12 protein-coding genes are annotated in these 13,406 nt (G+C 62.0%); 6 read left to right on the top strand and 6 right to left on the bottom strand.

Going from position 1 to position 13,406, the window contains the following annotated elements; translation table 11 throughout:
* Positions 1-119: 119 nt before the first annotated feature.
* Together NPX02_RS15390 and NPX02_RS15385 are read left to right on the top strand one after the other, a co-directional pair.
* Positions 120-1,181: a permease gene (locus NPX02_RS15390; protein ID WP_260294658.1), complete on the top strand. Its 1,062-nt coding sequence runs from the start codon at positions 120-122 to the stop codon at positions 1,179-1,181.
* Positions 1,182-1,319: 138 nt separating this feature from the next.
* Entirely contained in the window at positions 1,320-1,613 is a 294-nt protein-coding gene (locus NPX02_RS15385) for a thioredoxin family protein (RefSeq protein ID WP_260294657.1), read from the top strand.
* A gap of 61 nt (positions 1,614-1,674) precedes the next feature.
* Here the strand turns inward: NPX02_RS15385 and NPX02_RS15380 are convergent, their stop codons facing one another.
* From NPX02_RS15380 to NPX02_RS15370, 3 genes are read right to left on the bottom strand one after another with little or no spacing between them, the layout of a single operon-like run.
* Positions 1,675-2,412: an ABC transporter permease gene (locus NPX02_RS15380; RefSeq protein ID WP_260294656.1), complete on the bottom strand. Its 738-nt coding sequence runs from the start codon at positions 2,410-2,412 to the stop codon at positions 1,675-1,677.
* Positions 2,409-3,371 (bottom strand): ABC transporter ATP-binding protein, encoded by a 963-nt coding sequence (locus NPX02_RS15375; RefSeq protein WP_260294655.1) that lies wholly within the window; start codon positions 3,369-3,371, stop codon positions 2,409-2,411. The genes NPX02_RS15380 and NPX02_RS15375 overlap by 4 nt, the downstream gene beginning before the upstream one ends.
* Positions 3,372-3,390: 19 nt before the next feature.
* Positions 3,391-4,329 (bottom strand): MBL fold metallo-hydrolase, encoded by a 939-nt coding sequence (locus NPX02_RS15370; protein ID WP_260294654.1) that lies wholly within the window; start codon positions 4,327-4,329, stop codon positions 3,391-3,393.
* A 134-nt stretch (positions 4,330-4,463) separates the two neighbouring features.
* Here NPX02_RS15370 and NPX02_RS15365 point away from each other — a divergent pair, with 134 nt between their 5' ends.
* From NPX02_RS15365 to NPX02_RS15350, 4 genes are all read left to right on the top strand, one after another.
* A complete protein-coding gene (locus NPX02_RS15365; protein ID WP_260294653.1) occupies positions 4,464-5,090 on the top strand; it encodes a Crp/Fnr family transcriptional regulator in 627 nt (208 codons plus the stop codon).
* Positions 5,091-5,506: 416 nt separating this feature from the next.
* Positions 5,507-5,959 (top strand): archease, encoded by a 453-nt coding sequence (locus NPX02_RS15360; RefSeq protein ID WP_260294652.1) that lies wholly within the window; start codon positions 5,507-5,509, stop codon positions 5,957-5,959.
* Between the two features lie 209 nt (positions 5,960-6,168).
* A complete protein-coding gene (locus tag NPX02_RS15355) occupies positions 6,169-7,377 on the top strand; it encodes a GGDEF domain-containing protein (protein ID WP_260294651.1) in 1,209 nt (402 codons plus the stop codon).
* A 244-nt stretch (positions 7,378-7,621) separates the two neighbouring features.
* The gene (locus NPX02_RS15350; RefSeq protein WP_260294650.1) at positions 7,622-9,664 is read left to right on the top strand and encodes a methyl-accepting chemotaxis protein; all 2,043 of its coding nucleotides are present in this window, start codon (positions 7,622-7,624) and stop codon (positions 9,662-9,664) included.
* A gap of 13 nt (positions 9,665-9,677) precedes the next feature.
* Here the strand turns inward: NPX02_RS15350 and NPX02_RS15345 are convergent, their stop codons facing one another.
* The 3 genes from NPX02_RS15345 to NPX02_RS15335 are packed head-to-tail and all read right to left on the bottom strand — an operon-like array spanning position 9,678 to position 13,299.
* Positions 9,678-11,009, bottom strand: a complete 1,332-nt coding sequence (locus NPX02_RS15345) for a sigma-54-dependent transcriptional regulator (RefSeq protein WP_260294649.1) — start codon at positions 11,007-11,009, stop codon at positions 9,678-9,680.
* Positions 11,006-12,469: a sensor histidine kinase gene (locus NPX02_RS21505; RefSeq protein WP_260294648.1), complete on the bottom strand. Its 1,464-nt coding sequence runs from the start codon at positions 12,467-12,469 to the stop codon at positions 11,006-11,008. Before NPX02_RS21505 ends, NPX02_RS15345 begins: the two co-directional genes overlap by 4 nt.
* Positions 12,466-13,299 (bottom strand): substrate-binding domain-containing protein, encoded by an 834-nt coding sequence (locus tag NPX02_RS15335; protein ID WP_260294647.1) that lies wholly within the window; start codon positions 13,297-13,299, stop codon positions 12,466-12,468. Before NPX02_RS15335 ends, NPX02_RS21505 begins: the two co-directional genes overlap by 4 nt.
* Between the last annotated feature and the right edge of the window lie 107 nt (positions 13,300-13,406).

Here is a 13,406-nt window from a genome sequence, read left to right as displayed (position 1 = left end):
AAAAGAGGGCTTCTTCAAACTTCACACTTCAAACTTCTCAACTGCATCCTTTTACCCGGTCATTCGTCTTCAAGGTTGACTCACCCCTTCGGGGAAGAACCTGACTGGAGACGCCGTAGATGACCGACACATCGACAGAGACCCTTCACGCCACCCCCAACCCCGGCACCTCCGCCTGGCTGATCGGTTTGGCGGTGGCGGTTCCGGTGTGGTTCCTGGCCTATTTCCACCTCACCGACTTCGCAGATGCAGTCCTCTCCCTGACCGGTTTTGACCGCGGCAACCAACTGGGCGAGGCGATCCACTTCTTCTCCTACGACACCCCCAAGGTGCTGATGCTGTTGATCAGCATCGTCTTCTTCATGGGCATTATCCAGACCTTTTTCGCCCCGGAGCGCACCCGCGCCCTGTTGGCCGGCAAGCGCCTGGGGGTGGGCAACACCTTGGCGGCGCTGCTCGGCATCGTCACCCCCTTCTGCTCCTGCTCGGCGGTACCGCTGTTCATCGGCTTTCTCTCCGCCGGGGTGCCGCTGGGCATCACCTTCTCGTTCCTGATCTCGGCGCCGATGGTCAACGAGATCGCCCTCGCCCTGCTGCTTGGCCTGTTCGGCTGGCAGGTGGCGGCGCTCTACCTGGGACTCGGGCTGGCGGTGGCTATCCTGGCCGGACTGCTGATCGGCAAGCTGGGGATGGAGCGGCACCTGCAGGATTGGGTGCGCGAAATCCACGCCGGCGGCGGCCTACCAACCGATGGCGCCGAACTGAACTGGCCTACCCGCTTCATGGCCGGTTGGCACCATGTAAGGGAGATCGTCGGCAAGGTCTGGCCCTATATCCTGATCGGCATCGGGGTGGGCGCCGCCATCCACGGTTTCGTGCCCGAGGATTTCATGGCCTCGTTCATGGGCAAGGAGGCCTGGTGGTCGGTGCCCGCCGCGGTGGTAATGGGCGTGCCGATGTACACCAATGCCGCCGGCATCATCCCCGTGGTCGAGGCGCTGATCGGCAAGGGGGCGGCGCTCGGCACCACTCTGGCCTTCATGATGAGCGTCATCGCCCTGTCACTGCCGGAGATACTGATCCTGCGCAAGGTACTCAAGCTGCCGTTGATCGCCACCTTCGTCGGCGTGGTCGCCAGTGGCATCCTGGTGGTCGGCTTCCTGTTCAATCTGCTGATCTGAGAGCCAGTCAATAAGGGTCGGAGTCAAACCGGATCAATGCCGTGCGGTAAAACCCCGCTAAATTGAACCCGGTTTGACTCCGATCCGAACGAAATTACAACGACATTATTCTTTAAATTTTTGTTTAGGAGAAACCCAATGAAGACAATCAAAGTTCTCGGTACCGGCTGCGCCAGCTGCAAGACCACCCTCAAGCTGATCCAGGAGGCGGCACAAGCCAAGGGGATTGAGGTTACGCTGGAGAAGGTGGAAGAGCTGAGTGAAATCATGCAATACGGCGTCATGAGCACACCCGGCGTGGTGCTGGATGGCCAGGTGGTACATGCCGGCGGTATCCCGTCCAAAGAGAAGATCGACGGCTGGCTCAGCGGCAGCAGCAACAGTAGCGGTTGCTGTGGCGGCAGCACTGCAACCAGCAAGTGTTGCAGTTAACCTAAACCAACTGATGGGCTTTCAATGGCGTCGGGCGGCGCTGTATTTCAGCTGCTGTGTTTCAGCTGATCCAGCGCCGCCTGACGTTGCCCAGGCTGATGGCGAACAGCCCCAGACAGAAGCCGCTCAGGATGATCAGGTCGAGGGCGACCGGCAGGGCGTGGCCACCGTGCACCGCGCCATGCAGCACGTCGGCGCCATAGGTGAGGGGCAGCAGGTAAGCGAGGGGTCGCAGCAACGCGGGCAGATCGGCGATGGGAAAGAACAGCCCGCAGAGAAAGATCATCGGGAAGCGGAAAAAATTGGAGAAGGTCTGGGCCTCGAACACCTCGCTGACCGCCACGGCGATGAACAGGCCGAGAAAGGTGGAGGCCATTGCAATCAGAATAACGGCGCCGATGAATGGAGCCCAGTTGACCTGGGAGAGGTCGACCAGGAAGGCGGCCATGATAACCGGAACGAAGGCGTTGGCCACGCCGAACAGGATGGCGCCCCCAGTCTTCGCCAGCATCAGCAACTCCAGCGGGATGGGGGCGAGCAGCAGCCGCTCGAAGGAGCGGTGCTTCTTCTCGAAGGTCACCGTCACCGCCAGCATGGAGGTGGTGCCGAACAGGATCGAGATCGCCACCACCCCCGGCAGCAATGCCAGAATGCCGTCCAGGCCGCTGCCGGACTTGATGAAGAACATGCCGGTCCAGGCAAGGGGGAAGATGAGGCCCCAGCTGATATTGGGCGGTTTCAGGTAGTAGGTCCGCATATCCTTGAGCAGGATGTTCCAGAAGGCGATCCAGGGTTTCATGGCTTGCCCCGCTCCCGCTGCATCACATCCGCCTCGATGCCGGTGACGCGAACGAAGATCTCCTCAAGCGACGGCCGGATCCGGCGCGCCTCGGCCACCTCGATCCCCTGCTCTTCCAGGAAGCGGACGATGGCGCCCACCCGAACGGGTCCATCCGCCTCGACGCGGATCACGCCCGGCTCCGGGCAGGTGAATGACCGGCCGGGAAAGGCGCCGTCAAGTCCGTTCTCGATGCCGTTCAACGTCGTGTCGTAGGCAATCCGCACCACCTGTCCCCCCTGCAACGGCTTGAGCAGCTGCTCCAGCGTATCGATCCGCACGATACGCCCGGAGACGATGAAGGCGATGCGATCGCACAGCCGTTCCGCCTCCTCGATGTAATGGGTGGTCAGGAAGATGGTGGTGCCGCCGCGATGCAGATCGGCAATAAGCTGGCGCACCTGTCGGGCACTGGCCACGTCGATGCCGGTGGTGGGTTCATCCAGGAACAGGATGGCGGGCCGGTGGATGATCCCGGCGGCGATGGTAAGCTTGCGCTTCATGCCCTTGGACCAGCCGCTGAAGCGGCGCCCCGCCGCGTCACTCAGACCGAAGTCAGCGAGCAGCTCCCGCGCCCGGGTCTCCCGTTCACGTTTTGCCATCCCATAGAGCGCCGCGCAAAAGCAGAGGTTGTCGAAACCGCTCAGCTCCGGATAGAGATTGCTCTCGTCCGGCACCACACCGATGAGATGCTGGGCAGCGCCGGGACGGTGGCGACAATCGATGCCGCCGAGGCGGATGGCGCCCGCATCGGGACGGGCCAGGCCGGTGAGCAGGTTGATGGTGGTGCTCTTGCCCGAACCGTTGGGTCCGAGAAAACCAAACAGCTCGCCCTGGCGCACCCGGAACGATATCCCCGCGACCGCCTCCACCTCGGCGAAGCGTTTGGCGAGCCCTTCGACGATAATGGCGTCGCTCATCCGCGCCGCCCGCTCCGTGCTACTCCCACTCCATCTCCTGGAACACCTGCTGGGCGTTGCGTCCCTTGAGCAGCTCGTAGCCGGCCAGGTTGGCAAATGTCGACTGGTCGAGCTGGCCGATATCGGCAATGCCGCCACCCGCCTCCATGAAGGCGCCAACCGCCTGGCGCAGGAAAACGAGATAGTCCCGGGTATCCCTGCCGGCCTGTGCAAGATCGGTGGCCGGGCCGTGGCCGGGGATTACCACCCTGGGCTCCAGCGCGGCCATAGCATCGAAGGCTGCGATCCAGCCGCGGCTGCTGGAGTGCTCCAGCACCCCGAGCAGGCGCTCGACGAAGACCAGGTCACCGGCAAATACAATGCCCTCCCCGGGCAGCCAGACCAGGCTGTCACCGGGAGTATGGGCGGGACCAGCGAGTCTGATTTCGAAGGTGATGCCACCCAGCTCGAAGCGCGTGTGCTCGGCGAAGGTCTCATCCGCGTAGACGGCCTGCGTGCCGGCCATCCCCTTTTCGCCCACCAGATTGTCCAGTAGGAACAGCTGATCCCGCAGCCGTTTGCGTTGATCCGCCACCGCCGCCTCGCTGGCGATGATGCGCGCGCCGCGCTCCTTGAAGTAGCCGTTGCCGAGCCAGCGGTGATCCTGTCCGCCGCTGTTGATGACGATCCTGACCGGCTTGTCGGTTACCTGTTTGATCAGCGCGGCGATGGCTTCCGCGCCCCGATAGCTGCCCCCCGGATCGATCAGCACCACGCCCTCATCGGTAACCACGAAACCGGAGGTGGAGTTGTTGCCCAGATTCTCCGGGGTGCGATTGCCCAGCGGGCCGACCACGGCATAGACGTGCCCGTCGACCTGGTGCAGGCGCAGCATCTCGTCGCCTCGCGCGGCGTGGAGACCGGCCAGCAGGAGAGCCAGCAGTACGATAAACGATTTCAGAATGCAGGTGCCTCGCATGATCTCCCCATGGATTTGAACACGATTCGAATTCAGTCGGCTCCGATGTTAGTCAGGAACGAGCGGGAGGGTTATGATTTGAGTCATATCCGATTACGGCACGAGACGACGCTTGCATAAGGAGAACTAACGGCATGGCGATTGACTGGGAATCGGTGATCGGCGAACAGCCTGCCCTGGCAATACTCCCCACCCGGTTGCGCGAGGTCGCCCGCCAGCGGCCGTTCGCCAAGGGAGAGACGCTTTTCCGGCAGGGCCAAAGGCCCGAGGTGATGTGGTGCGTACTGACGGGCGAGGTGCGTCTCGTCCGCCACTCGACGGAGGGCACCGAGATCATCCTGCAGCGTTCCTGCGGCGGTTTCATGGCGGAGGCGAGCCTGGATGCCGAGGCCTACCATTGCGATGCGATCGCCGCCGCCGACGGCCGGTTGCTTTGCTTTGCCCGGTCCGCCTTCCGCGCCGCGCTGGACGACGAACCGGTGTTCAATAGATCCTGGATCCAGTTGCTCGCCCGTGAGGTGCGCAGGCTGCGCGCCCGCAGTGAACGGCTCAGCCTGAACAGCGCCGCCGAGCGGGTCCTGCACTATATCGAAGCGGAGGGCACTGACGGCGTGGTGGCATTGAACCAGCCGCGCAAGGTCTGGGCCGCAGAGCTGGGGCTCACCCACGAAACGCTCTACCGCACCCTGCGCCAGCTGCGGGAGGGCGGCTTTCTGGTGATCGACGAACAGCGGATCGCCCTATCCGCTCAAAAGAAATAGCGCGCCCGCAGCTCCACCCGCCAGTCGTTCTGGCGTTCGCCGAAGTCGCTGTTCCGCCCGCCACCGACACAAGTCCCAATCAAGTTACCTCATGAAAACGCCGGTGTGCGTACTGTTACTTCACAACAACCGGCAGCGGGTGGCCGGCCTCGACAGCACTGTGATAACCTTGCCTCGTGGCCCATCTCACTCAATCGTCCGCAGAAAAATTGAACCGCGAATGAAGGCGAACCCGCTGCGGCTCCGGTACCGGCAGAGCAAGCATGCAGGACCGCCACCCACAGCTTCACGGTGTTCAACAGGGCATGCCTGGTAAAGAAGGGAACCTCTGACGCGGATATTGCTGAGGTAATAGGATGAACCGCACAGCGGATCAACATGTCTGTACTTCAAACAGCGACAACGGAAAAATTACCATGGCAAGTTACAGTTTCAGTGAAGACCCGAACGGCGGCGTGGGCCTGGAAGTCATCGCCCGGGATCATAACGAGATGTTCAATGCGGCCTCCGCCGCGCTCTGTCTCTACATGTGGGACCAGGATACCGTGGAGGAGCGGGAGGAGATCCCGATCAGCTGGTATGGCTTCGATATCCCCACCACCGTGGTCGGCCTGCTCTCGGAACTGCTGTTCCAGATGGACAACGGTTGGGTGTTCAAGCGCTTCGTCACCCAGTCGCTGGAGGAGGTCGACGACCTCGATGAACGCCATCGCAAAAAACAGTTGAAGATCAGCGGTGTCGCCTATGGCGAGCGCTTTCGCCCGGACCATCACCAGGCCCGTTTTCCGGTGCAGGCGGTGCTGCTGCCACGGCTCAAGGTGAGAGAAATCGACGGCGGCGTAAGACTCTACTGCGTACTGGACGCCTGACGGGGTTGATTCAGGCTAAAGTTGCAGGGCAGTCGGACGCTGTAGTGGGCGAGATAGCAAAATTGGTTTTAATTAGGCTGCGTTGGCGCCGCGGGAGGTTGCCAATGCTAATGGCTCGGCGCGGTGACCGTGCAGCGGAAGACCTAACAGACGGCCTGGAGGCGCTATTCCCGTAAGTCGGTCAAAAGGGCAAAAAGCGTGGAGTGGAGATGCATCCGATCAAGAGATTCCTGAATACCATCACATCGCGATTGCTTGTGGATGTTACCGGTGGCGACCTCTCGTTCCTTGTGCGCGCGTCCATGCATTCCCGCCTGCTGGCCAGATATCGCGCGGGAATGATCATCTCGCGGGTGCGCCTGGTGTCGGCGATGTTTGCGGTGCTGACGCCGCTGTGGATCATAGTGGATTTTCTGGTGTTCGATGCTCCGCTGTCTGTGATGCTGGGCGGCGGACGGCTGGTCACCACACTGGCCTTCGTGATGCTGGCATTGGCCTACGAGAGTTCTCCGTACATGAAGGATGCCTACCGTTCGCTTGCCATCATGTTCATTATCCCGACGGCATTCTTCATCTATTCCCACCTGCTGCTTGCCGATTTCGATAACGAAGGCGGGGCGGCCGTCATCGCCGCCGGTTATGCCTTCCTGCCGTTCGTGCTGGTGGCGGGGCTGAGCGTATTTCCGTTGACCGCGCTGGAAGGCATCGTGTTCTCCCTGCCGGTACTGCTTTCCTCGGCGCTGGTGGCGATAATGCAGATGGACCAGATCAACTGGAGCACGCACCTCGGCGCGTTCTGGCTGCTGCTGCTGATCGCCGCTACCGCGACGCTGGCCGGCATGAGCCAATTGGCCTTCGTGTCGGCTCTGGTGCGCCAGGCCAACCATGACCCCCTCACTCACTGCTTCAACCGTGCCAGCGGGGAGGAACTGTTCAACCTTCAATTCAGCAATGCCGAGCGCAACGAATTACCGCTGACGGTGGTGTTCGCCGATCTTGACAATTTCAAGTCGATCAACGACGGCTATGGGCACGATACCGGTGATCGGGTGTTGATCGCCGCCGTGGAGGCGATACGCGGCACACTGCGTGCTGGTGACGCGCTGGTGCGCTGGGGCGGCGAAGAATTCCTGATCATGCTGCCCAATACCGACTGCCGCTCCGCCGTCGCCATGCTGGCTCGGCTGCGCGCCAACGGCCTGGGACTTCGCCCGGACGGGAGCCCGGTGACGGCAAGCTACGGAATCGCGGAAAAGTCGGCGGATCGCGCCAGGGACAGCCGGCACCTGCTCGAGATGGCCGACCAACGCATGTACCAGGTCAAGGCGAGCGGAAAGAACCGCTGGATGGGATGCGACCGGATCGAGTGCAACAGCGCGGATGTGCCCTGCCGCAAACCCGATGTACAGGCATTATGATCCTCTCCGCCCTCGCCCAGTCCAGCCCACCCGCCCGCGGGCAATCATTCGGACCGTCCCGGTAGTAACGCATCTGCTGAAGCCGCCGGTAGCCCAGCAGCAGATGGACGCTCAGCCGCATGGCCGTTATGAAACGGCAACTCCAAAACAGGGTTAATTCACCCTAAAGATGCCGGGTAATCGGACGCTGTAGTATTCAACTGATCACTATTACCCACGCAGACGCACCGCGACAGGACGCCCCATGCCCAGCTTCAACAACCTCAAGATAAAATGGAAAATCACCCTGGCGGCCGCCATCGTGTTTCTACCGGCGATGGCAGGCGGCACGTTCTACTTCTACCAGCAGGTCTACGACCTGGAGGTGAAGAACGCCCTGGGTGGCCTGATGAACTTCGTCGATGCCAAGCAGCAGGGGGTCATTCGGTTCCTTGGCCAGAATGAAAAGTTCGCCAGGCAGCTGGCGGTACTGGCACAGGAGGCCGAGCCGGGTGTGCTGCGGAAGTATTTCAAAGAGGTGGTCGAGAGTGATGTATTCCAGCTCAAGAACCACCCCTTCGCCAGCGAGATCGAGGATAACAGACGCCAGATCCCGACCTGGCGCACCTATCAGGCAATCGACCTGGTACGCAATGGCAGCATCGTCCTCTCCTCCGATCCCGCGCGCGAGGGGCGTGCATGGCGAACCGAAATCGATTTGCGCTACGGCTACTCCGACGTCTGGCGGGAAGGCGACAAGGCCATGCTCACTTTCGGCGCCCCTGTTGCCGGCGGCATGGTCTATGTTCACGCCGACGCGCGCATGCTGACCAATATCGTCAATGGGGAGATCGGCAACCTGGAGGGTGACATGGGCACCTTTTATCTGGCCGGCGTGAGCAAGACCTTCGACTACTACATGGTCAATGCCGACAACCGGATGATCACCGAGTCACGCACGCGGCCGGATGCCCTGCTCAAGCTGCAAGGCAGCCGATATCCGTGGCAACTGACCCAGCAAACCGAAAAGACCATAAATTGCAGCCAGGGGGGCACCTACGTCACCAATGCAGGCATCACGACCGGCTGTCGTGAAGCCATGGGCTTCTACGAGGGACCGCAGGGCAAACTGATGCTCGGCGCCTCGATGCCCTTCTATGATTCCGGCTGGAGCATTGTGGTGGAGCAGGAGGCGGAGGAGCTGCTCGGACCACTGGCCCAGTTGCGCAACCTGATGCTGGTCATTGGAACCCTGCTTGGCGGGTTCTCCTTCCTGTCCTTCATCTACGTGGTGAACCACTATGTCACCCGGCCACTGAGCCGTCTGACCGGCACCATCAAGGCACTGGCCGCCACCGATGGCGAATTCGACCTGACCCGTCGCCACGAGGCGAATCAGCATGATGAGATCGGCGATATCACCCAGGTAGTCAATGACCTGCTCGACGCCTTCGTCAGGATCGTGTTGCACATCCGTCGTGATGCCGAACAGGTCTCCAGCACCGTTGCCCACCTTACCACCACCTATAACTCGCTGGCCGAGAGTTCGCGTCACCAGATGGACAGTGCCACCTCGGTGGCCGCGGCAGTGGAACAACTCACCGGCAGTATCTCCCAGGTCGCCAGCGCGGCCGGTGATACCAGCGATCTGGCAACCCAGGATCTGGCCTATGCCACCGATGGCGCCCAGGTGGCGGAGTCAACCGCACAGGAGATGGAGCGCATCGCACAGTCCGTGGAAGACTCATCCAGACTGGTCGACGCCCTCAATACCAGCGCCGGCCAGATCAGCGGTATCATTCAGGTCATTCGCGGTATTGCCGAACAGACCAATCTGCTGGCGCTGAATGCCGCCATCGAGGCGGCACGCGCGGGCGAAAACGGTCGCGGCTTCGCCGTGGTGGCGGACGAGGTGCGCGCGCTGGCCGCACGTACCCAGCAGGCCACCACCGAGATCGGGCAACTGATTGAATCGATAAACAGCGAGGTAACAGCTACCGTCGGCAGCATGGAACTGACCCGTGAGCAGGCAAGCCAGGGCGTATCCATGGTGGCGCGCGTGCGGCAAGCGCTGGACAATATCCGCGCCAGCGCCCGCGAGACCGCCGCCAAGGTCAGCAGTATCGCCGCGGCAACCCGGATGCAAAGCACCACCAGCGATGAGGTGGCCCATAACGCCGAGAGTATTTCCCGCAGCGCGGAAACCAATCATGCGGCGGCCCAGGAGACGTCGCACGCCGCCGGTCAACTACGGGAACTCGCCCAGCACCTACAGCAGGCCGTGGCGCACTTCAAGACCGGGGGTTGACCGGCTGCAGGAGTTATTCGGACTCGTTCAACCCGAGCTTGCGCATCTTGTCCCACAGCGTCTTGCGGCTGATTCCCAGGGCGGCGGCGGTATTGGCAATCCGCCCCTCGTTCTCATTCAATACCCGGCTGATGTAGTCGCGTTCGCACTGTTGGATGTAGTCCGCCAGACGCTCCTCGCGCTGCCCGCTCATCACGTTGCGCACGCGCGACCAGGCATCGCCAAACAGCCCCTCGGGCGTCAGCACCGTCGCCTGATTGAACACACAGGCGCGCTCCAGGCAGTTGCGCAGCTCACGGACGTTGCCGGGCCAGGGGTAGGCAAGCAGCGCCTGCTCGGCGCGCGGATGCAGGGCGCAGGGACGATCCTTCGAGCACTCGGCAAGCTCGTCCAGAAACAGCCGGGCATACCAGAGGATATCCTCCGGCCGCTCCCGCAGCGGCGGAACATGAATGTTCACCACGTTGATGCGGTAGTAGAGATCCTCCCGAAACTCCCCCGCCTCCACCATCACCGCCAGGTCGCGGTGGGTGGCACAGATCAGGCGTATATCGACCGGTGTCGACCGCTCGGCGCCGATGCGGGTGATCTGGCGCTCCTGGACCGCCCGTAGCAGCCTGACCTGCATGGGCAGCGGCATGTCACCGATCTCATCCAGAAACAGGGTGCCGTCGTGCGCCTGCTCGAAATAGCCCCGCTTGTCGCGTACCGCCCCGGTAAACGCGCCTTTCAGGTAACCGAACAGCTCCGCCTCCAGCAGCGACTCGGGGATCGCGCCACAGTTGACGGCGATAAAGGGTTTGCCGCCGTCGGGGTCGCCCGCCTGGTGTAGCGCGCGCGCCACATACTCCTTGCCCACGCCCGACTCCCCGGTCACCAGCACCGTGGAGGCACTGGCCGCCAGGCGGGGCAGCATCGCCTCGATCGCCTTCATGCCGGGTGAACCGCCCAGTGGCAGGCTGCCACTGTCGCCGGGGATCTGCCGCTCGCAGAGCGCACGCACCTTGTTCAGCAGTTCGGCCACCGCGAACGGCTTGGTGAGATAATCCTCGGCCCCCAGCTTGAGCAGGCGGACCGCCTGATCCACCGCGCCGTAGCCGGTGATGAACAGGAAGGGCGGCGGTACGCTGCCCGCTTCCAGCAGTCCCCGGTAAAGCACCTCGCCGGTGATGTCGGGCAGATGAATATCACTCACCGCCACACTGTAACCGGGCTTGCGCAGTCCCGGCAGGGCGCTGCTACCGTCCTTGAACCAGTCGCAATCAAAGCCCTCTACCGCGAAGCGATCGGCCAGTGCCTCGCCGAGGATCTCATCGTCTTCGATCAGGCAGATACGGTGTTTCATGCCGTAACCTCGTCTCTTTCCAGGGGCACACTCACGGTGAATCCAATGATCTGTTCATCACAGACCACCTCGATACGCCCCATCATCTGGCTGACCAGCTGATAGGTGACCCAAAGGCCCAGCCCGTGCCCGCCCTGACGATAGGAGACGAAGGGCTCGAAAAGGTGTTCCAGGTGTTCGGGGGGGATCGGCTCACCACTGTTTCTGACCTCCATAAGCAGATTCCCGTCGGACGATGTCACGACACAGTGCACCCAACCACCCGGCTCGGCCGCCGCCACGGCGTTGTTGAGCAGATTGATCAGCACCTGACGCACCGGACCGGCAGGTACCGGCAGCAGGGATGCCACGTCGACCTCGACCTCCAGCCGGACCCCGCGTTTCGCCGCGGCCGGCTGCAGCAGGGTTTTCACATCCAGCAGATCCTGTCGCCCAAGATCACGCTTTTCCTGACGCGCCTCCACCAACAGCGCGGCCACCGTATCCCGTACCTGCAACAGTCCCCGCTCCAGTAGACCCAGGGTGCGCTGCGTGCGCTGGTCGAGATCGCCGTGCAGCTTCAGGGTATCCAGCGCCGTCAACATGCCCGCCAGCGGGTTGTTGATCTCGTGGGCGATACCGGCGGTGAGACGTCCCACCGCCGCCAGGCGTTCGGCACTGACGATGCCCCGCTCCAGCAGGGCCTTCTCGTGCAACGCCTCGACCATGCGGTTGTAGGCCTCGAACAGCCGCCCCAGTTCATCATGGTAGTTGTAGAGCTCCGGCTCCAGATGTTCCGGCAAGCGGTCCGGGATCTCGTCCATGCGTTGCGCGAGGCGGACCAAAGGCGTGGCCATGCGTTGACCCCAATACCAGTTGATCGGCAACAGTATCGCCAGCACCACCAGTCCCAGCAGACCTGCGCCCAAGGCGCTGCGCAGAAACATGGCGTAGAGCGCCGAGCGCGAATAGACCAGCAGCAGTGTCCCCAGACGGGCACCACCATCAATCATCGGCACCGCCACGAACAGCCGCTCGGAGTCGGCTGGCTCGACCACCATCACCGGTACGATCTCGGATGGGGCGATGGCATCGGCCAGTTGCGCGAAATCCCGACCGGCCGCCCTCACCTCCTGCAACATCGGATAATGATCCGGGTCGCTGGAGACAAAAATGATCTGACTGGTCGTCACCACCATGGCCACCTCCGGCTGCACCGGATTGTCCGGGTCCCGTTCTCGAAAAGGGGCACGCACGATTTCATAGCCACGCCAGACGTCATCATGCAGCAGCGATGGAATCAGCGTCTGCGCCAGGGTGGAACCCAGGCTGGTCGCGCTGGTGACCAGGGTCGACTTCAGGTCCGTGTAGGCTTGATACATCAGCGTCCCCGAAACGGACAAGGTGGAGACGATGATCAGCGCACCACCCCAGAGCGGTATTTTATGTTGAAAACTGAGATCGAAGAGTCGCCTTATCACGCCGGGTCGTACTCACCGAAGACCCGCATCATCTCCGCAACACTGTCATAAAGCTCGGGTGACTGAACACTGAAGCCATCCAGATTCAGGCGCTTGAGCAGATCCTGCCCCTCGGGCTCCGCCGACATCCCGAGCAGCAGCTCCTGCATCAGCTGGAAATCGGTCTCCCCCACATTGGTGCGATGCGCCACCATGGGTGGAAAACCGTAGCCGGGGGATTTCCAGGCTATACGGGTACGCCTGGTCAGTTCCGGATCCAGTGCCGCCAGGGTATCCCAAACATAACTGTCAACCGCGCCACCCTGGGCCAGGCCGGATGCGACCGCCTCCACCACCTTGCGATGGGACCAGGTGAAGAAACTCTTCTTGAAGAACCGCTCCGGATCCTCGCCGAGCAGGTGGATCTGGTAGCGCGGTACCAGATAGCCGGAATTGGAATAGGGATCGGCATAGGCGAACAGTTGACCGCGCAGATCAGCGATGCCCCGGCTCTGCGCATCACGGGCATTGACGATCAGATAGGAGTGGTAGACCGGCTTACCCTGGTAGAGCGGCACCGCGAGCAGTCGCACCAGGTGGCGCAGATGCAGATAGGGGTAGTCGCAGACCCAGGCGAAATCGAGTTGATTGAGCCGCAACAGGTCCATGGTTTCGCGGTAGCTGTCGCGCTGGGTGAACTCGACCTTGACGCCCAACCGACGGGTCATGTAGTGGCGCCAGTCCTCCAGTAGGGAGTGTTGATCGTGCAGAAAGGCGGGGGTCATACCGAAGCGTACCCCAAGGTTGCCGGCCCAGGCCGGATTCCCAATCCCGGGAAGTATACTTTTCATACCTGGGAATAGAGTGCCGCTTCCCAATAAATAGATCGGCAACAAGGCAGCCGATTGGAGAACTCTTCGTCGGTTACGACTCTGTAACCCGTTCATGAGCAGATACC

The sequence above is a fragment of the Sedimenticola hydrogenitrophicus genome, assembly GCF_025175675.1.
Taxonomy (GTDB): domain Bacteria; phylum Pseudomonadota; class Gammaproteobacteria; order Chromatiales; family Chromatiaceae; genus Sedimenticola; species Sedimenticola hydrogenitrophicus.
The sequence above is the reverse complement of the archived record's forward strand: the minus strand, read 5'-3'. Positions and strand labels throughout refer to the sequence as shown.